Source organism: Pseudomonas sp. NFIX10 (assembly GCF_900111955.1).
GTDB classification, from domain to species: domain Bacteria; phylum Pseudomonadota; class Gammaproteobacteria; order Pseudomonadales; family Pseudomonadaceae; genus Aquipseudomonas; species Aquipseudomonas fluorescens_AA.
Genome location: NZ_FOKH01000036.1, coordinates 58,890 through 75,383 on the forward strand (window position 1 = coordinate 58,890; position 16,494 = coordinate 75,383).

Annotated in this window: 16 protein-coding genes; 5 read left to right on the forward strand and 11 right to left on the reverse strand. The window is 59.7% G+C overall.

All coding sequences use genetic code 11. The annotated features are described in order from the left end of the window. Positions 1 to 42: 42 nt before the first annotated feature. Entirely contained in the window at positions 43 to 369 is a 327-nt protein-coding gene (locus BM321_RS25445) for an ElaB/YgaM/YqjD family protein (RefSeq protein WP_003196426.1), read from the forward strand. Here BM321_RS25445 and BM321_RS25450 read toward each other — a convergent pair. Continuing rightward, positions 342 to 1,259, reverse strand: a complete 918-nt coding sequence (locus tag BM321_RS25450) for a LysR family transcriptional regulator (protein WP_092445531.1) — start codon at positions 1,257 to 1,259, stop codon at positions 342 to 344. The genes BM321_RS25445 and BM321_RS25450 overlap by 28 nt on opposite strands. Positions 1,260 to 1,371: 112 nt before the next feature. On the opposite strand from BM321_RS25450, the gene trpB reads away from it, so the two are divergent. Both trpB and trpA read left to right on the forward strand, forming a co-directional pair. Next, a complete protein-coding gene (gene trpB / locus BM321_RS25455) occupies positions 1,372 to 2,604 on the forward strand; it encodes a tryptophan synthase subunit beta (protein WP_053127073.1) in 1,233 nt (410 codons plus the stop codon). Next, positions 2,604 to 3,416 (forward strand): tryptophan synthase subunit alpha, encoded by an 813-nt coding sequence (gene trpA / locus BM321_RS25460; protein WP_092333648.1) that lies wholly within the window; start codon positions 2,604 to 2,606, stop codon positions 3,414 to 3,416. The genes trpB and trpA overlap by 1 nt, the downstream gene beginning before the upstream one ends. A gap of 98 nt (positions 3,417 to 3,514) precedes the next feature. On the opposite strand, the gene BM321_RS25465 is transcribed toward trpA, so the two are convergent. The 10 genes from BM321_RS25465 to BM321_RS25510 form a co-directional block, all read right to left on the reverse strand. Next, complete coding sequence (locus BM321_RS25465; protein ID WP_092445533.1) at positions 3,515 to 5,476, reverse strand: DUF7844 domain-containing protein; 1,962 nt, start codon at positions 5,474 to 5,476, stop codon at positions 3,515 to 3,517. Then, the gene (locus BM321_RS25470; protein WP_003187020.1) at positions 5,473 to 5,793 is read right to left on the reverse strand and encodes a DUF2388 domain-containing protein; all 321 of its coding nucleotides are present in this window, start codon (positions 5,791 to 5,793) and stop codon (positions 5,473 to 5,475) included. Before BM321_RS25470 ends, BM321_RS25465 begins: the two co-directional genes overlap by 4 nt. Before the next feature lie 27 nt (positions 5,794 to 5,820). Next, positions 5,821 to 6,129, reverse strand: coding sequence for a DUF2388 domain-containing protein (locus tag BM321_RS25475; protein ID WP_092445535.1), 309 nt, complete (start codon positions 6,127 to 6,129; stop codon positions 5,821 to 5,823). 106 nt (positions 6,130 to 6,235) lie between these two features. Beyond that, positions 6,236 to 6,553: a DUF2388 domain-containing protein gene (locus BM321_RS25480; RefSeq protein WP_092333642.1), complete on the reverse strand. Its 318-nt coding sequence runs from the start codon at positions 6,551 to 6,553 to the stop codon at positions 6,236 to 6,238. 322 nt (positions 6,554 to 6,875) lie between these two features. Beyond that, complete coding sequence (locus tag BM321_RS25485; protein ID WP_072398028.1) at positions 6,876 to 7,091, reverse strand: DUF1127 domain-containing protein; 216 nt, start codon at positions 7,089 to 7,091, stop codon at positions 6,876 to 6,878. A gap of 319 nt (positions 7,092 to 7,410) precedes the next feature. Beyond that, positions 7,411 to 8,904 carry an acetyl-CoA hydrolase/transferase family protein gene (locus tag BM321_RS25490; RefSeq protein ID WP_092445536.1) on the reverse strand — a complete coding sequence of 498 codons (1,494 nt, stop codon included), beginning with the start codon at positions 8,902 to 8,904 and terminating at the stop codon, positions 7,411 to 7,413. A gap of 198 nt (positions 8,905 to 9,102) precedes the next feature. Then, positions 9,103 to 10,539: an NAD(P)(+) transhydrogenase (Re/Si-specific) subunit beta gene (locus BM321_RS25495; RefSeq protein WP_092333638.1), complete on the reverse strand. Its 1,437-nt coding sequence runs from the start codon at positions 10,537 to 10,539 to the stop codon at positions 9,103 to 9,105. Further along, positions 10,539 to 10,862, reverse strand: coding sequence for an NAD(P) transhydrogenase subunit alpha part 2 (locus tag BM321_RS25500; protein ID WP_007947884.1), 324 nt, complete (start codon positions 10,860 to 10,862; stop codon positions 10,539 to 10,541). The genes BM321_RS25495 and BM321_RS25500 overlap by 1 nt, the downstream gene beginning before the upstream one ends. A 15-nt stretch (positions 10,863 to 10,877) precedes the next feature. Continuing rightward, the gene (locus BM321_RS25505; RefSeq protein ID WP_060739788.1) at positions 10,878 to 11,999 is read right to left on the reverse strand and encodes a Re/Si-specific NAD(P)(+) transhydrogenase subunit alpha; all 1,122 of its coding nucleotides are present in this window, start codon (positions 11,997 to 11,999) and stop codon (positions 10,878 to 10,880) included. A 434-nt stretch (positions 12,000 to 12,433) separates the two neighbouring features. Next, the gene (locus BM321_RS25510) at positions 12,434 to 13,330 is read right to left on the reverse strand and encodes a LysR family transcriptional regulator (RefSeq protein ID WP_092445538.1); all 897 of its coding nucleotides are present in this window, start codon (positions 13,328 to 13,330) and stop codon (positions 12,434 to 12,436) included. A gap of 156 nt (positions 13,331 to 13,486) precedes the next feature. Here BM321_RS25510 and BM321_RS25515 point away from each other — a divergent pair, with 156 nt between their 5' ends. Further along, a complete protein-coding gene (locus tag BM321_RS25515; RefSeq protein ID WP_014335919.1) occupies positions 13,487 to 14,668 on the forward strand; it encodes an acyl-CoA dehydrogenase in 1,182 nt (393 codons plus the stop codon). A 13-nt stretch (positions 14,669 to 14,681) separates the two neighbouring features. Next, complete coding sequence (locus BM321_RS25520; protein ID WP_092445540.1) at positions 14,682 to 15,902, forward strand: CaiB/BaiF CoA transferase family protein; 1,221 nt, start codon at positions 14,682 to 14,684, stop codon at positions 15,900 to 15,902. The last annotated feature ends 592 nt before the right edge of the window (positions 15,903 to 16,494 follow it).

The window sequence follows — 16,494 nt, forward strand, 5'->3', positions numbered from 1 at the left end:
CAATTCACACACGCCACTCAACCACTGCAGGAGAGAGCCACCATGGCCAGCAATTCGTTACGCAAAGCCTCGTTGCAAAGCATGGAAGCGGAGATCGAGAGTCTGCTCAAGTCGTTGGAAAGCCTGAAGGACGACGCATCGGACGAGTCGCGTAAGACCCTCAAGTCGCTCAAGGCCAATGCCGAGAACGCGCTGAAACATTCTCGTCATCTGCTCAGCGATGCCTATGAAGAGGTCAAGGTGAAAACCCGTGAAACCGGGATCGCCACACGCGACTACGCCCAGGAACACCCATGGACCACGGCCGGTGTCGCAGTCGGTGCGCTGGGTCTGCTGGCTGCTTACCTGCTGTGCAAGCGCGGTGACTGAGTCGGTTGGCTCAGCTCATGCCTGAGCCACTGGGCCAATTGCCGAGCGCGCCCGTCTGCGGCGCGCTTGGGCAGCCACAACGCCAGTCGCGCCGCGGTTTCATCGAAGCCCCACGGCGCGACCAGGCGACCGGCGCGTACGTCCTCGGCCACCAACGGCTCGGGCGCGATCGCCACGCCTAACCCCGCCACGGCGGCCTCCAGCAAATAATACAAATGCTCGAATCCTTGCCCGAACTTCAGTGCCTGGGGTTCCAGGGCGTTTTGTCGTGCCCAGGCCGGCCAGGCCTGAGGGCGGGACGTGGTGTGCAGCAACGGCTCGTCCAGCAGCGCGCTGGCCGGTGTGGCTTGCAGGCGCTCGAATCCGGCGTAGTGGGGGCTCATCACGGGGCCGATCCGCTCGCTCACCAGTTCGTACACCTGCATGTCGGCCGGCCATGGCGGCTCGGCGAATACCAGCAAGGCATCCAGCCCCGGTCGCCTGGGGTCCAGGTCGCCTTCGCCGGCGGACAGGTGCAGGCGCAAATTCGGCAGGTCGGCGTTGAGCCTGCCCAGACGGGGAATGAACCAGCGCGCCAGCAGGCTTCCCGAGCAGCCCAGGACAAACGGGGCATCTGCCGTACTTTGCATCAGCTCCGCGCAAACACCGCGCAACCGCTCGAACGCATCGGCGCTGACGTCCCGCAGGCGCAAGCCGGAATCTGTGAGTTTCAGGCCGCGCCCGTCCTTGATGAACAAGCTGACGCCCAGATGCTCTTCCAGCACTTTCAGCTGTCGACTCACGGCCCCATGGGTGACATGCAGCTGTTCGGCCGCCTGGCTTACGCTGTTCAGGCGGGCGGTAGCCTCGAAGGCGCGCAGGGCGTTGAGAGGAGGAAGATCGTGGCTCATTTTATCTGTGAGTTTTCCTGACAGGTTGCGGCGATCTTATCGGTTTTCACTGGGGGATGTCAGGGGTAGAGTGAACCTCATCGTCTTTCAACGCATTTGCCTGGAGCCCCCGATGACCCAGCCTACGACCCCTTTCAACCTGCGCAGCGGCCCCGACGCCAACGGCCTGTTCGGTGCATTCGGCGGCCGCTATGTGGCCGAGACCTTGATGCCGCTGATCCTTGATCTGGCCCGTGAATATGAAGTGGCGAAGGAAGATCCGGCCTTCATTGAGGAATTGGCCTACTTCCAGCGCGACTACGTCGGTCGCCCGAGCCCGCTCTATTTCGCCGAGCGCCTGACCGAATACTGCGGCGGCGCCAAGATCTACCTCAAGCGTGAAGAGCTGAACCACACCGGCGCGCACAAGATCAACAACTGCATCGGCCAGATCCTGCTGGCGCGGCGCATGGGCAAAAAACGCATCATCGCCGAGACTGGCGCCGGCATGCACGGCGTGGCCACCGCCACCGTGGCCGCGCGTTTCGGTCTGGATTGCGTGATCTACATGGGCACCACCGACATCGAACGCCAGCAGGCCAACGTGTTCCGCATGAAGCTGCTGGGCGCCGAAGTGATCCCGGTGGTCGCCGGTACCGGCACCCTGAAGGACGCCATGAACGAGGCCCTGCGCGACTGGGTCACCAACGTCGACAGCACGTTCTACCTGATCGGCACCGTGGCTGGCCCGCATCCGTATCCGGCCATGGTGCGCGACTTCCAGGCCGTGATCGGCAAGGAAACCCGCGATCAACTGCAAGCCCAGGAAGGTCGCCTGCCGGATAGCCTGGTGGCATGCATCGGCGGCGGCTCCAACGCCATGGGCCTGTTCCACCCGTTCCTGGACGACAAGAGTGTCGAGATCATCGGCGTCGAAGCCGCCGGTTATGGCATCGAGACCGGTAAGCATGCGGCGAGCCTGAACGGCGGCGTTCCGGGTGTACTGCACGGCAACCGCACCTTCCTGTTGCAGGACGACGACGGCCAGATCATCGATGCCCATTCGATTTCCGCAGGTCTCGACTACCCCGGTATCGGCCCGGAACATGCCTGGTTGCACGACATCGGTCGCGTCCAGTACACCTCGGTGACCGACGCCGAAGCCCTGGAAGCCTTTCACAAATGCTGTCGCCTGGAAGGGATCATTCCTGCACTGGAAAGCGCCCATGCCCTGGCGGAAGTGTTCAAGCGCGCACCCAACCTGCCGAAAGATCACCTGATGGTGGTCAACCTGTCCGGCCGTGGCGACAAAGACATGCAAACCGTGATGCACCACATGGAACAGTCCCAGCAGGAGAAACACTGATGAGCCGCCTGCAAACCCGTTTTGCCGAACTCAAGGAACAGAACCGCGCCGCCCTGGTCACTTTCGTCACGGCCGGCGACCCGAACTACGACACGTCGCTGGCGATTCTCAAGGGGCTGCCGGCGGCCGGTGCCGACGTGATCGAGTTGGGCATGCCGTTCACCGACCCGATGGCCGACGGCCCGGCGATCCAGTTGGCGAATATTCGTGCCTTGGGCGCCCAGCAGAACCTGGCGAAAACCCTGCAGATGGTTCGCGAGTTCCGTAAGGACAATACCGAGACGCCGCTGGTGCTGATGGGCTACTTCAACCCGATCCACCGTTATGGCGTGCAACGTTTCATTGGCGAAGCGCTGGATTGCGGTGTCGATGGCCTGATCGTTGTGGACATGCCGCCCGAGCACAACAGCGAACTGTGCGAACCGGCCCAGGCGGCTGGCCTGGACTTCATTCGCCTGACGACGCCGACCACCGATGATGCGCGTTTGCCGACGGTGCTCAACGGCAGTTCGGGTTTTGTGTACTACGTGTCGGTGGCGGGCGTGACGGGTGCCGGTGCCGCGACGCTGGAGCATGTGGAAGAAGCCGTGGCGCGCCTGCGTCGCCATACCGATCTGCCCATCAGCATTGGTTTTGGCATCCGCACGCCGGAGCAGGCTGCCGCCATCGCACGATTGGCCGATGGGGTGGTGGTGGGCTCGGCGCTGATCGACCATATCGCCAGCGCCGAAACATCGGAACAGGCAATTGATGGGGTGTTGAGCTTGTGTGCCGCCCTGGCCGATGGTGTGCGCAAGGCGCGTCTCAGCTGATTTGATTCAACTGACAGCCACGAAAAAAGGGTTCAGAACTCGGTTCTGAACCCTTTTTTATTCCACCAAGAGCAGTCTTGACGCTGCCTTTTGCAGGCTCAAGGCAACTCCAACCCGCCCCCGGCCTTGTGCAGCTTGCGCAAATGCTCGCCAATTTCTTTCACATTGGCCTCGCTCGCCGCAATTTCAGCCGCGCGGCCAGGCTCGAGCAACGCCCGGACTTCCTTGTCCAGGTCGCCTGTCAGCGTTTGCAGTTGTTTCTGCCGTAAGCTGCTTTCCGATTCCAGGCGTTGCCACTCGCTGGGTTGCGGCAAGCCGTAGCCGCTGCTGCCCAACAGTTCGGCCGGACGGCTCAGGAAACCGCTGTTGGCGAGGATCTGCTGCAGCGTCGCATTGGCCCGTTCCATACCGCCGTTCTGCAATTCACGGGCGCCGAGGTAGCGCTGTTTGACTTCATCCTGCGCCAACAACAATTGCCGGCGATAACTGGCCTGTTCCAGCAGCAACAATGCCGCGCTGGTGCGCAGGTCGGCCTGTTCGAACCAGACCCGGCGTTCGGCGGCGTCGAGGGCCAGCCAGTCTTCCACCGTTTGCTGCTTGATCGGCAGATACTTCTTCAGCACCTCGAACATCGCCTGGTATCGCTCGCGGAACGAGTCGAAGCGGTAGCCCAGCCGCAAGGCTTCCTTGGGATCATCCAGCACGCTGGTATCCGCCAGGCCCCGGCCCTTGAGTACTTCCAGCAGGCCGTTGGGCATGATGCTGTCCAGGCCCTTGAGTTGCTCGTTATTGCTGCCGCTGCGCAACAGCTTCAAGCTCTCCACGGCGCAGTTATTGGACAGGAAGTAATAGTTGCCGTCGTAGCTCCAGTGCATTTCGGCGGCGTGCTCGACCGTTTCCTCGATCTCGGTGCGTGACAGGTTCAGCGGCACCGATGCCAGGCTGCGCAGCTCGGTCTTGGTGTATTCGTCGATCACCTGGGCCAACGGCAATACGAACAGGCGCGACGGGTATTTGCCGACCAGCCCGTCCCAGCTCGACAACTGCACATCGCCCACGAAGGCGCGGTATGACAGCACCAGGTGTTGATCCAGATCCAGTCGGCAGTCCGGGCCACGTGGGCGGCCCGGTGCGCAGATCACCAGCCGGAGCATGCTGTGGCCCCAGCGGCTCACCCAGTTCTGATTGGCCTCGGCCAGCAGGTAATCGATGGCATAGACCCGTTCCGGATCGACCTTGCCCAGCGGTGTCTTGGCGAAGTCGTTTCCGGCGTTGAGGAAGGCGAACGATTGGGCGCAGGTGTCCTTGGCGGCGGGGGCCCAACCGAAGTGTTCCTGGTAATAGCGATACAGGGCGGGGCGTCGGCAGGCATAGCTGGAGTCCAGGAGAAAGTACTCCATGTTGACCGCGACGAACTCCTTGGGGCTGCTCGTTTCATAGAGATCCGGGCTGCGGGCGACCTGGCGGTTGTGCTGTTCCCGTTCACCGCGACGACCGACGTATTGTGGCCAGCCGGCGAGGTCCAACAAGCGAGGATCATCGCTGAGGGTGAAACGGCGGTCGTTCTGGCCCCGGCATTCATCGGGAAGCCCGATCAACCCGGCGCTGCTGTGGCGTCGAGTGCAACGCTGGATCAGTGCGCGTTCGGTCTCTGGCCATAGACGCGAGCGGTCATAGATATGGGTCAGTTCGTGCAGGACCGTGGCGAGCATTTCCCGGCGCACGGTGCCGTGGGGGCGATGGGTCTTTTGTGTCGCGGCGCTGCCGTCGACAAGGCTGTCGAGCAGGTTGCTATTGAGGTCCAGTTGCGACACCAGCGAGGCCTGGCCGTAGGCATTGGCGGGCATCTGGTCGGTCCAGCCGACATCGATGCGCCGGTCCAGCCGCTCGATGAAGCGCGGCGGCAGGGCCTGCATGGCTTCGTCGAGCAGCGCCTGGCTGGCCTGCTGTTGCGCCGGGCTCAGGCCTTCGACGTTGAGGTGCAATCGCAGGCCGGCCTGAGCCATGCTGCCCGTGAGCAGCAAGACCCCGGCCGCCAGCCAGGCGGCGAACCGCCTCACAATGCGAGGATGGCTTCGGCGAGAACCTGGTCACTGGCGTCGCGGGCTTCCGGCACGCGGGTGCGCAAGGTGTCGAAGGCGGCCTCGAGGTGAGCGCCACGAATTTCACCATTGCTGGCGACAAAACTGGCCGCATCGTCATGGGCTTCGCGGACGATTTTCGAATCACGGATGGACGTGGTGGTGTCGGAAGTGAAATCGATCGTGCGCTGGGAAGCGCGAACGATGATGTTACTGGTGGCTACCAGGGTATGTGCCTGGGCCACATCGGCCAACACCAGCAGGCCTAAGGCGGCAGCAATCAGCGGGCTACGCATGGAACGACTCCGGAAAAATAAGGATAGCTATTGGACGAGAATTGCCTGTGCCAGTTCAAGGTCGCTGACGTGAAGTTTTGGCTGGGTCCGGCGCAGGTAATCCAGGGCCGACTCCAGTTGTGCATCTCGCAGTTGCCCGTCGCTGGCGACGAATGCCGCAGCGTCATCGTGAGCGGCGACGATCAGTTTATGGTCGAAGGGCGCGGAGGTCACCATGCTCGTGGCATAGCCGCTGACCACCACTTGCTGGGTGGACACATCGAAGGCATGGGCCGGAACAGACCAGCAAAAAACGATGAAGAAAGACGCGATGAACAGATCTGAGTAGAAACGCATGGGACTCGACGGTTGATGGCGAGTTTGAAGGCTAGCGCAAACCCGCGGGCCAGAGCCAGCACTGAAACATCGGAACACCATTTGGCGCCCGATGTTTCATGTTGCATCAGATTACCAGGATGGCTTGGGCCAATTGCGCATCGGTGGCGTTGAGCTGCGGTGCCTGCTGACGGATGTAATCCAGGGCACTTTCCAGTTTTACGCCACGGATGGCGCCTTCGCTGGCGACGAAGCTGGCGGCGTCATCACGGGCGGCTTGAACGATCTTGTTGTCACGCAGGGATGAGGTTGCATCGGAGGTCGCGTCGGAGGTGGCCTTGAGTGCTCCGACGATGGAGTCGGTGGTGACGATGAAGCTGCTGGCGTTGGAGTGGGCGGCTACGGCCAGCAGGGCAACTGCGCTGAGCAGGCGAAGACGGATCATGATGAAACTCCTTGAATGATGAGGTGATGCCGGTGCGTGTAGCTGGAAGAAGAGACGCATGTTCGACTCGCTTCGCCACGTTCGGCTCGATATTAGGACAGGAACGCGTTGGCTGACAGCCCTTGTGACAGTCATTGACGGCAGGGAGCCGGCTTACTGTACTGGTGTGTTTTATATATTTTTTAAACTGTTATGTCTCCAATGCTTTCGTTCAAATCGGGCCCGGAAACGACAAGACCCGTCGCGGTTACCCGCGACGGGTCTTGTGTGTTCAATTCGGTGCTGGCGGTGGACCCGGTGGGTCAGGGCCAGCGACGCTGAGTTAGCGCCAGAACGGCTTGCTCAGCTCTTCGTAGCGTTGTGCTTCGCTGATACCGGCATCAGCCAGCAGGCGCGAATCCAGACGAGCCAGTTGGTGACGGCTGGCGATGCGGCGCTGCCACAACATCAGGTTGGCAATAACGCGAAGAGGCAGGGAAGCCTGGTTTTTTGCAGCTTTGTCTTCGAAAAACAGCTCGGAACTGAGTGTACGTTCCATGGTTGACATCCTTCCGCTTGTGGCGGGATTAGGTAGTGGTTTGACTGGTGCCCATGATCCTCTCGTTTGGCCAGTCTCTCTAGATACAGTTCATCTGTATTGTGAGAGACCAGTTAACTGTTAAAGAGTGGTGTACTGGTCGATATTGAGGCAACTGTACCTATCTGCACGATATTGGTGCAATTTAGTGCGTTCGGCGCTGTTTCATGGGAAAAGACTGTAAGAAAACACCGGTACAGCAGTACAGTTTTTGTCGGTACTGGCTCGAATGACGGTCTTCAACCAAAACTGTATTTGCGATAACGGTGATCCAGCTGTATCAGACGGCCAACATGCGTCCGGTTTCTTCGAGGTTCAGGTGCCAACTCAGTGCATCGCGCAGGATATGCGGGGTATGCCCGCCCAAGGCGCACGCGGCGTCGAAATATTCATTCAAGGCCTGGTGGTAGGTGGGGTGCACGCAATTGTCGATGATCACTCGCGCGCGTTCCCTTGGCGCCAGGCCCCGCAGGTCGGCCAGGCCGATCTCGGTCACCAGGATGTCGACGTCATGTTCGGTATGGTCCACATGGCTGACCATCGGCACGACGCTGGAAATGGCCCCACCCTTGGCAATCGACTTGGTGACGAAAATCGCCAGGTGAGCATTGCGGGCGAAATCCCCTGAGCCGCCGATGCCATTCATCATCCGCGTGCCGCAGACATGGGTGGAATTGACGTTGCCGTACAAGTCGAACTCCAGCGCGGTGTTGATAGCGATGATGCCCAGGCGACGTACAACCTCGGGATGGTTGGAGATTTCCTGTGGGCGCAGGACCAGTTTGTCCTTGTACCTTTCCAGGTTTCCAAACACATCGGCATTACGTCGACCCGACAGCGTGATCGAACTGCCGGAGGCGAAACTCAGCTTGCCGGCGTCGATCAGGTCAAATGTCGAGTCCTGCAAAACCTCGGAATACATGGTCAGGTCTTCGAACGGGGAATCGATCAGCCCGCACATCACGGCATTGGCGATGTTGCCGATCCCGGCCTGCAACGGCCCGAGCTTGTTGGTCATGCGTCCGGCCGAAACCTCCTGCTTGAAGAAGTCGATCAGGTGTTCGGCAATGGCCTGGGTGTCGCTGTCCGGTAGCGCGACGGTCGAAGGCGAGTCGCCTTGGTTGGTAATGACGATGGCGGCGATTTTTTCCGGTGGGATCACAATGGCGGGGTTGCCAATACGGTCGTCGACTTTCACCAGGGGGATGGGTGTACGAGTGGGGCGATAGGTCGGGATATAGATGTCGTGCAGCCCTTCCAGATTCGGGTTGTGAGCCAGATTGATCTCGACGATCACTTGGCGGGCGAAAATGGCGAAGCTGGCTGAGTTACCCACCGATGTGGTGGGTACGATATGTCCTTGCTCGGTAATGGCCACGGCTTCGATCACGGCAATATCGGGCAGTTTGAGCTGGCCGTTGCGCAGTTGCTCGACAGTTTCCGAGAGATGCTGATCGATGAACATCACCTCGCCTGCGTTGATCGCCTTGCGCAGCGTGCTGTCGACCTGGAACGGCATGCGGCGCGCCAGTACACCGGCTTCGGTGAGCTCCTTGTCGAGGTCATTGCCCAGGCTTGCACCGGTCATCAGGCTGATTTTCAGCGGGGTGACCTTGGCGCGTTCAGCCAGGGCGTGGGGCACCGCTTTCGCTTCTCCGGCGCGGGTAAAGCCGCTCATGCCGACGGTCATGCCGTCCTGAATCAACAAGGCTGCTTCGGCAGCGCTCATCACTTTATTCAATAACGAAGGCAAGCGGATGCGATCACGGTACATAGGTGGTTATCTCGGGCTGGGAAGCAAGATGCGCAGTCTAGTGAATTAGCGCTGTGCCCGACCCGCTACAAAGGTCGCATTTCAGGCGTCTATTACGGGCGTTTCGGACAAAACATCATTACCGGATCGGTAATACTTTGCCTTGATACAAATCAAAACGCCCCGACAGGTCGGGGCGTCTTGGGTAAAGCGCGAGGGTTATTCCACCGCTTTGACCATGTCTTCGATGACCTTCTTGGCGTCACCGAACACCATCATGGTCTTGTCGAGATAGAACAGCTCGTTGTCCAGGCCCGCATAGCCGCTGGCCATCGAGCGTTTGTTGACGATGATGGTCTTGGCCTTGAACGCTTCGAGGATCGGCATGCCGGCAATCGGCGATTTCGGATCGTTCTTCGCCGCGGGGTTGACCACGTCGTTGGCGCCCAGCACCAGCACCACGTCGGCCTGGCCGAACTCGGAGTTGATGTCTTCCATTTCGAACACCTGGTCGTAAGGCACTTCGGCTTCGGCCAGCAGGACGTTCATGTGCCCGGGCATGCGACCGGCCACCGGGTGGATCGCGTATTTGACGGTCACGCCGTGGTGGGTCAGCTTCTCGGTCAGTTCTTTCAGCGCGTGCTGCGCCCGGGCCACCGCCAGGCCATAGCCCGGCACGATGATCACGGTATCGGCGTTGGTCAGCAGGAAGGTGGCGTCGTCAGCCGAGCCGGATTTCACCGGACGGGCTTCTTTGGAGCCTGCCGGGCCAGCAGCATCCGCGGTGTTGCCGAAACCGCCGAGCAGCACGTTGAAGAACGAACGGTTCATCGCCTTGCACATGATGTACGAGAGGATCGCACCGCTCGAACCCACCAGCGAACCGGCAATGATCAGCATCGAGTTGTTCAGCGAGAAGCCGATGCCCGCTGCGGCCCAACCGGAATAACTGTTGAGCATCGACACCACCACCGGCATGTCCGCGCCGCCGATCGGGATGATGATCAGCACGCCCAGGACAAAGGCCAGGGCCAGCATCAAGGCGAACGCGCCGAGATTGCCGGTGAACATGAAGGTCAGGCCCAGGCCCAGCGTCGCCAGGCCCAAGATCAGGTTGAGCTTGTGCTGGCCACCAAACTGTACTGGTGCGCCCTGGAACAGGCGGAACTTGTACTTGCCCGAAAGCTTGCCGAACGCGATCACCGAACCGGAGAAGGTGATTGCACCAATGGCTGCGCCGAGGAACAGCTCCAGACGGTTGCCGGTTGGAATCGAATCGCCCAGTTGCTTGACGATACCCAGGGACTGCGGCTCGACGACAGCCGCGATGGCAATGAACACCGCCGCCAGGCCGATCATGCTGTGCATGAACGCCACCAGTTCCGGCATCTTGGTCATTTCGACGCGCTTGGCCATGATCGAGCCGGCGGTACCGCCGACCAGCAGGCCGACGATCACGTAGCCGATGCCGGCAGTTGCCAGTTCGGCCCCCAGTTTGTAGATAAGACCCACAGTGGTCAGCACCGCCAGCGCCATGCCGAGCATGCCGAACAGGTTGCCTCGGCGGGAGGTGGTGGGGTGCGACAGGCCTTTGAGGGCCTGGATGAAGCAGATCGACGCGATCAGGTAGAGCGTCGTTACCAGGTTCATGCTCATTACTTGGGCGCCTCTTCTTTTACGACTTTCGGGGCTTTTTTCTTGAACATCTCAAGCATGCGGCGCGTCACGAGGAAGCCACCGAAGACGTTCACCGCGGCCAGGGCCACGGCGAGGGTGCCCATGGTCTTGCCCAGAGGGGTCACGGTCAGGGCGGCGGCGAGCATGGCGCCGACGATCACGATCGCCGAAATGGCGTTGGTCACCGCCATCAACGGTGTGTGCAGCGCGGGCGTTACGTTCCAGACCACGTGGTAACCGACATAAATCGCCAGCACGAAGATGATCAGGTTGTAGATACCGGGGGAGATAAGCTCTTCCATTGTCTGAATCCCTGCTTAGGCGTTTTTGCGGATGACTTGGCCGTCGCGGCACATCAGGCACGCGGCGACGATGTCGTCTTCCAGGTTCACGTCGAACTGACCTTCCTTGGTGAAGACCAGCTTCAGGAAGTCCAGCAGGTTACGGGCATACAGCGCCGAAGCGTCGGCCGCGACTTCGCCGGCCAGGTTGGTCGGGCCGCAAATGGTCACGCCATTCTCGATCACGACCTGATCGGCCACGGTCAGCGGGCAGTTACCACCCTGGGCTGCCGCGAGGTCGATGACCACCGAGCCGGGTTTCATCTGTGCGACGGTTTCGGCACTCAGCAATGTCGGTGCCTTGCGGCCCGGGATCAATGCGGTGGTGATGACGATGTCAGCCTGTTTGGCGCGCTCGTGCACGGCTTGGGCCTGGCGTTGCATCCAGCTGGCCGGCATCGGCCGGGCGTAACCGCCGACGCCGACGGCGCACTCACGCTCTTCGTCGGTTTCGTAAGGCACATCGACGAACTTCGCGCCGAGGGACTCGATTTGCTCCTTGACCGCCGGACGCACATCCGAAGCCTCGATCACCGCGCCCAGGCGCTTGGCCGTGGCAATCGCCTGCAACCCGGCCACGCCCGCGCCGAGAATCAGCACGCGCGCCGCTTTCACGGTACCCGCGGCAGTCATCAGCATCGGCATGAAGCGCGGATAGTAATGAGCGGCCAGCAACACGGCTTTGTAACCGGCGATGTTCGCTTGAGACGACAGCACATCCAGGCTCTGGGCGCGGGAAGTACGTGGCGCGGCCTCAAGGGCGAAAGCGGTAATACCGCACTCGGCCAGCTTGGCGATGGTTTCGTTGTTGAACGGATTGAGCATGCCCACCAGAACGGTGCCGCTCTTGATCAGCGTCAGCTCACTGTCGCTGGGCGCCACCACCTTGAGGATCAGCTCGGCCCCGAATGCATCACTGGCGCTGCCAATGGTTGCGCCCGCTGCCTCATAGGCACTGTCGATAACGCTGGCCTTGATACCGGCGCCGCTTTGAACAGTGACTTTATGGCCTTGGCCGATCAACTTCTTGATGGTTTCCGGGGTAGCAGCAACCCGTGTTTCACCCGTTTGGGTTTCGAGGGGAACACCAATGTGCACGTCAAATCTCCTGCGTGATCTTATTGAGTAAACCCAGGCACTTCGGATGGTGCGGCTGGGGCGGCCGATCAGCACGATCCCGCCAAACCAGGCGGGGCGCGGCATTTTGCAGGCGAAAATTCAGCCCTTCAAGGGATTATGACGGGTGACGGAAAATTAACTACAAGTCACCCTGTGACCGAATGTCGCAATTATCGAACGGCAGCCCTTGTGGGCCGTGCTTTCCAAGGATTCAGGTTCAAATTGACAATTTTTCCCATCGGCCAGATGAATAAGCGCTGATGCATTGCGCGATATGGCTCCAGGCCATGTATTTAGACGCTTTGGAGACTACTGCACGGGTTCGGTAACAGATTGACTGAATGCGACATAAACTTATATCTGTAGCGTCCTCTGTTAGTTTACTACCTAAGTCGGTTTTGGTTTTTTTCTTACTAATCAATAAGATAGTTTTCGGCTTGTTTCACGAGCCAGTCACGAAAAGCCCGAAGGGAGGCGGATTCGACCTTTCGCTCTGGAATCATCAGGTAATAGGCCTTGATGCTCGACAGCGCGTTACGGTTGGCCACCACCAGTCGTTTCTCTGCCAGTTCGCGTTGAATCAAAAAGGGCGGAATCAGCGCGATACCCATGTCGTGCATGGCCGCTTGGGCGAGCATGGAGAATAGTTCATAACGCGGCCCTGTCAGGTCTCGCGCAATATTCAGGTTCTGGGCGTTGAACCATTGGCGCCACGCATATGGGCGAGTGGTCTGCTGAAGCAAGGGCAGTTCGGCGATCTCCTCTGGTGTCAGGCCGTTGCGACCGTCTAGCAAGGCGGGGCTGCATACCGGCATCGGGTTTTCGCCCATCAGCTTGTGGGATTCGGTACCGGACCAGTCCGCATCGCCAAAATAGATGGCGGCGTCAAACTCTGTATCGGCAAAGAGAAAGGGACGTGTGCGGTTGGTCAGGTTGACAGTGACTTCCGGGTGCTGCTGCTGGAAATCCTTGAGGCGTGGCAGCAACCATTGGGTGCCGAAGGTCGGAACCACGGCCAGCTCGATCACGTTCGCACCGGTGTGCCCCATCACTGAAAGTGTGTCGCGCTCGACGGCATCCAGTTGGGTGGCAACGCGCCGGCTGTAGGAAAGACCTGCTTCGGTCAGTTTGACGCCGCGGCGCGAGCGTCGGAAAAGCTCCACGCTGAGGAAATCCTCCAGGCTGGCGATCTGTCGGCAGATTGCGCCTTGGGTGAGAGAAAGCTCCTGCGCTGCCTTGGTGAAGCTTTCATGGCGCGCGGCAGCCTCGAAACTGACCAGGGCGGCGGTGCTGGGGATTTTACGGCGCATGTACGTAAGCCTCACTCGATACCTATGTAAACGGGGTTCGTAGCGTTTACGGAGTGAGAAATTAGCACAGGTTAGTGCGTAATCCTCGTTTGCCCTTGTAGGAAACCGCGCCTAGGATCAATCCACGATTTTCATTTAATTGGCGAGGACTCTTTCATGGCCGGTAAAGCGAGCTTCAACTGGATCGATCCGTTGTTGCTGGATCAGCAGCTCACCGAAGAAGAACGCATGATCCGCGACACTGCCGAGCAGTTCGCCCAGCAGAAGCTTGCACCGCGAGTGTTGGAAGCGTTCCGTCATGAGAAAACCGACCCGGCGATTTTCCGCGAGATGGGTGAAGTCGGCCTGCTGGGGGCAACCATTCCAGAACAGTACGGCGGCAGTGGGTTGAACTATGTCAGCTATGGCCTGATCGCTCGTGAAGTAGAGCGGGTCGATTCCGGCTATCGCTCGATGATGAGCGTGCAGTCCTCGCTGGTCATGGTGCCCATCAACGAATTTGGGACTGAGGCGCAGAAACAGAAGTATTTGCCGAAGCTGGCGTCCGGTGAATGGATCGGCTGCTTTGGTCTGACTGAGCCGAACCATGGTTCCGACCCGGGTGCGATGATCACTCGTGCGCGCAAAGTGGAAGGCGGCTACAGCCTGACGGGCAGCAAGATGTGGATCACCAACAGCCCGATCGCTGACGTATTTGTCGTCTGGGGCAAGGACGACGCCGGCGACATCCGCGGCTTCGTTCTCGAAAAAGGCTGGAAGGGGCTGAGTGCGCCGGCCATTCATGGCAAGGTCGGGCTGCGCGCCTCGATCACTGGCGAAATCGTCATGGACAACGTATTCGTTCCGGAAGAGAACATCTTCCCGGATGTCCGTGGCCTGAAGGGCCCGTTTACTTGTCTGAACTCGGCGCGCTACGGCATCTCCTGGGGCGCCTTGGGGGCGGCTGAATTCTGCTGGCATACCGCTCGACAGTACACGCTGGACCGCCAGCAGTTTGGTCGCCCGCTCGCTGCGAATCAGTTGATCCAGAAGAAACTGGCCGATATGCAGACTGAAATCACGCTGGCCCTGCAGGGATGCTTGCGTCTGGGGCGTATGAAAGACGAAGGCACGGCGGCGGTCGAGATTACCTCGATCATGAAGCGCAACTCCTGCGGCAAGTCCCTGGATATCGCCCGCATGGCGCGGGACATGCTGGGCGGTAACGGTATCTCCGATGAGTTCGGCATCGCCCGCCATCTGGTGAACCTGGAAGTCGTGAACACCTATGAAGGCACGCACGATGTGCATGCGCTGATTTTGGGGCGTGCGCAAACCGGTATCCAGGCGTTCTACTAATAGGAGAACGGTCATGGGCGCGCTTTCGCATCTGCGGGTATTGGATTTATCGAGGGTATTGGCCGGACCGTGGGCCGGACAGATCCTGGCGGACCTGGGGGCTGATGTCATCAAGGTCGAGCGTCCCGGCAATGGTGACGATACGCGCGCCTGGGGGCCGCCCTTCCTGAAGGATGCCCGAGGCGAGAACACGACCGAAGCCGCTTATTATCTTTCAGCCAATCGCAACAAGCAGTCGGTGACCATCGACTTCACGCGGCCAGAGGGGCAGCGGCTGGTACGAGAGCTGGCGGCCAAGTCCGATATCCTGATCGAGAACTTCAAGGTGGGCGGCCTGGCGGCGTATGGCTTGGATTACGACTCGCTAAAGGGGATCAATCCGCAATTGATCTATTGCTCGATAACCGGGTTTGGCCAGACCGGCCCTTACGCCAAGCGCGCCGGGTATGACTTCATGATCCAGGGGCTGGGGGGCTTGATGAGCCTGACCGGTCGCCCTGAAGGCGATGAGGGCGCGGGGCCGGTGAAGGTAGGGGTCGCGTTGACGGATATCCTCACGGGGCTGTATTCGACCGCTGCCATTCTGGCGGCGTTGGCCCATCGTGATCATGCCGGCGGCGGGCAGCACATCGATATGGCCCTGCTGGATGTTCAAGTGGCTTGCCTGGCCAACCAGGCGATGAACTACCTGACCACGGGCAGTGCGCCGAAGCGGCTGGGTAATGCTCATCCGAATATCGTGCCTTATCAGGATTTTCCTACGGCTGATGGCGATTTCATCCTGACGGTGGGTAATGACGGTCAGTTCCGAAAGTTCGCTGAGGTTGCCGGTCAACCGCAGTGGGCGGATGATCCGCGTTTTGCCACTAACAAGGTGCGGGTGGCGAACCGGGCGGTGTTGATTCCGTTGATTCGCCAGGCGACGGTGTTCAAGACCACCGCTGAATGGGTGACTCAGTTGGAGCAGGCGGGTGTGCCGTGTGGGCCTATCAACGACCTGGCCCAGGTGTTTGCCGATCCCCAGGTACAGGCACGTGGGTTGGCGATGGAACTGCCTCACCAGCTGGCCGGTAAAGTGCCGCAGGTGGCCAGTCCGATTCGACTGTCCGAGACGCCGGTGGAGTATCGCCATGCACCTCCTTTATTAGGAGAGCATACGTTGGAGGTGCTGCAGCGAGTGTTGGGGTTGGACGAAGCTGCGGTGATGGCGTTCAGAGAGGCTGGGGTGGTGTGAGTCTTCTCTTCTCTATATAGAGGCGCGGGCAAAAGCGACAGGTTGACCGGTGCTGCGCAACTTATTGATAGAAAAGCGAAATTAAGGGTTGACGGCAGATTCTGGACGTCTATAATTCGCCCCACTTCTGGCGCAGTCGAAACGGAAAACTCCTTGATATTCAACGAGTTAAGTAGGTTTCGAAGGTACAGGGCTTCAGTTCATCGAGGCTCGGAAGGAGCGGATAGAGCGGTGTTGTTTGGCTCTATATGCGGTTCGATCTTCTCGGTCGAAAGCGGTGAAAAAGAGGTGTTGACAGCAGCGAGTAACGCTGTAGAATTCGCCTCCCGCTAACGAGAGATCGGAAGCGCAAGTGGTTGAAGTTGTTGAGGTTTCCGAAGCGAAACTTTGAAAATTTCTGAAAATAACCGCTTGACAGATACACGGGGCGCTGTAGAATGCGCGCCTCGGTTGAGACGAAAGGCTCAGCCAACCGCTCTTTAACAACTGAATCAAGCAATTCGTGTGGGTGCTTGTGGAGTCAGACTGCTAGTCAACAGATTATCAGCATCACAAGTTACTCCGCGAGAAATCAAAGATGTAACCAACGATT

Bases quoted from the DNA above. Each gene is read 5' to 3' on its own strand.
- BM321_RS25445 (WP_003196426.1), top strand. From the start codon at position 43: ATGGCCAGCAATTCGTTACGCAAAGCCTCGTTGCAAAGCATGGAAGCG.
- BM321_RS25450 (WP_092445531.1), bottom strand. From the start codon at position 1,259: ATGAGCCACGATCTTCCTCCTCTCAACGCCCTGCGCGCCTTCGAGGCT.
- trpB (WP_053127073.1), top strand. From the start codon at position 1,372: ATGACCCAGCCTACGACCCCTTTCAACCTGCGCAGCGGCCCCGACGCC.
- trpA (WP_092333648.1), top strand. From the start codon at position 2,604: ATGAGCCGCCTGCAAACCCGTTTTGCCGAACTCAAGGAACAGAACCGC.
- BM321_RS25470 (WP_003187020.1), bottom strand. From the start codon at position 5,793: ATGCGTAGCCCGCTGATTGCTGCCGCCTTAGGCCTGCTGGTGTTGGCC.
- BM321_RS25475 (WP_092445535.1), bottom strand. From the start codon at position 6,129: ATGCGTTTCTACTCAGATCTGTTCATCGCGTCTTTCTTCATCGTTTTT.
- BM321_RS25480 (WP_092333642.1), bottom strand. From the start codon at position 6,553: ATGATCCGTCTTCGCCTGCTCAGCGCAGTTGCCCTGCTGGCCGTAGCC.
- BM321_RS25485 (WP_072398028.1), bottom strand. From the start codon at position 7,091: ATGGAACGTACACTCAGTTCCGAGCTGTTTTTCGAAGACAAAGCTGCA.
- BM321_RS25490 (WP_092445536.1), bottom strand. From the start codon at position 8,904: ATGTACCGTGATCGCATCCGCTTGCCTTCGTTATTGAATAAAGTGATG.
- BM321_RS25495 (WP_092333638.1), bottom strand. From the start codon at position 10,539: ATGAGCATGAACCTGGTAACGACGCTCTACCTGATCGCGTCGATCTGC.
- BM321_RS25500 (WP_007947884.1), bottom strand. From the start codon at position 10,862: ATGGAAGAGCTTATCTCCCCCGGTATCTACAACCTGATCATCTTCGTG.
- BM321_RS25510 (WP_092445538.1), bottom strand. From the start codon at position 13,330: ATGCGCCGTAAAATCCCCAGCACCGCCGCCCTGGTCAGTTTCGAGGCT.
- BM321_RS25515 (WP_014335919.1), top strand. From the start codon at position 13,487: ATGGCCGGTAAAGCGAGCTTCAACTGGATCGATCCGTTGTTGCTGGAT.
- BM321_RS25520 (WP_092445540.1), top strand. From the start codon at position 14,682: ATGGGCGCGCTTTCGCATCTGCGGGTATTGGATTTATCGAGGGTATTG.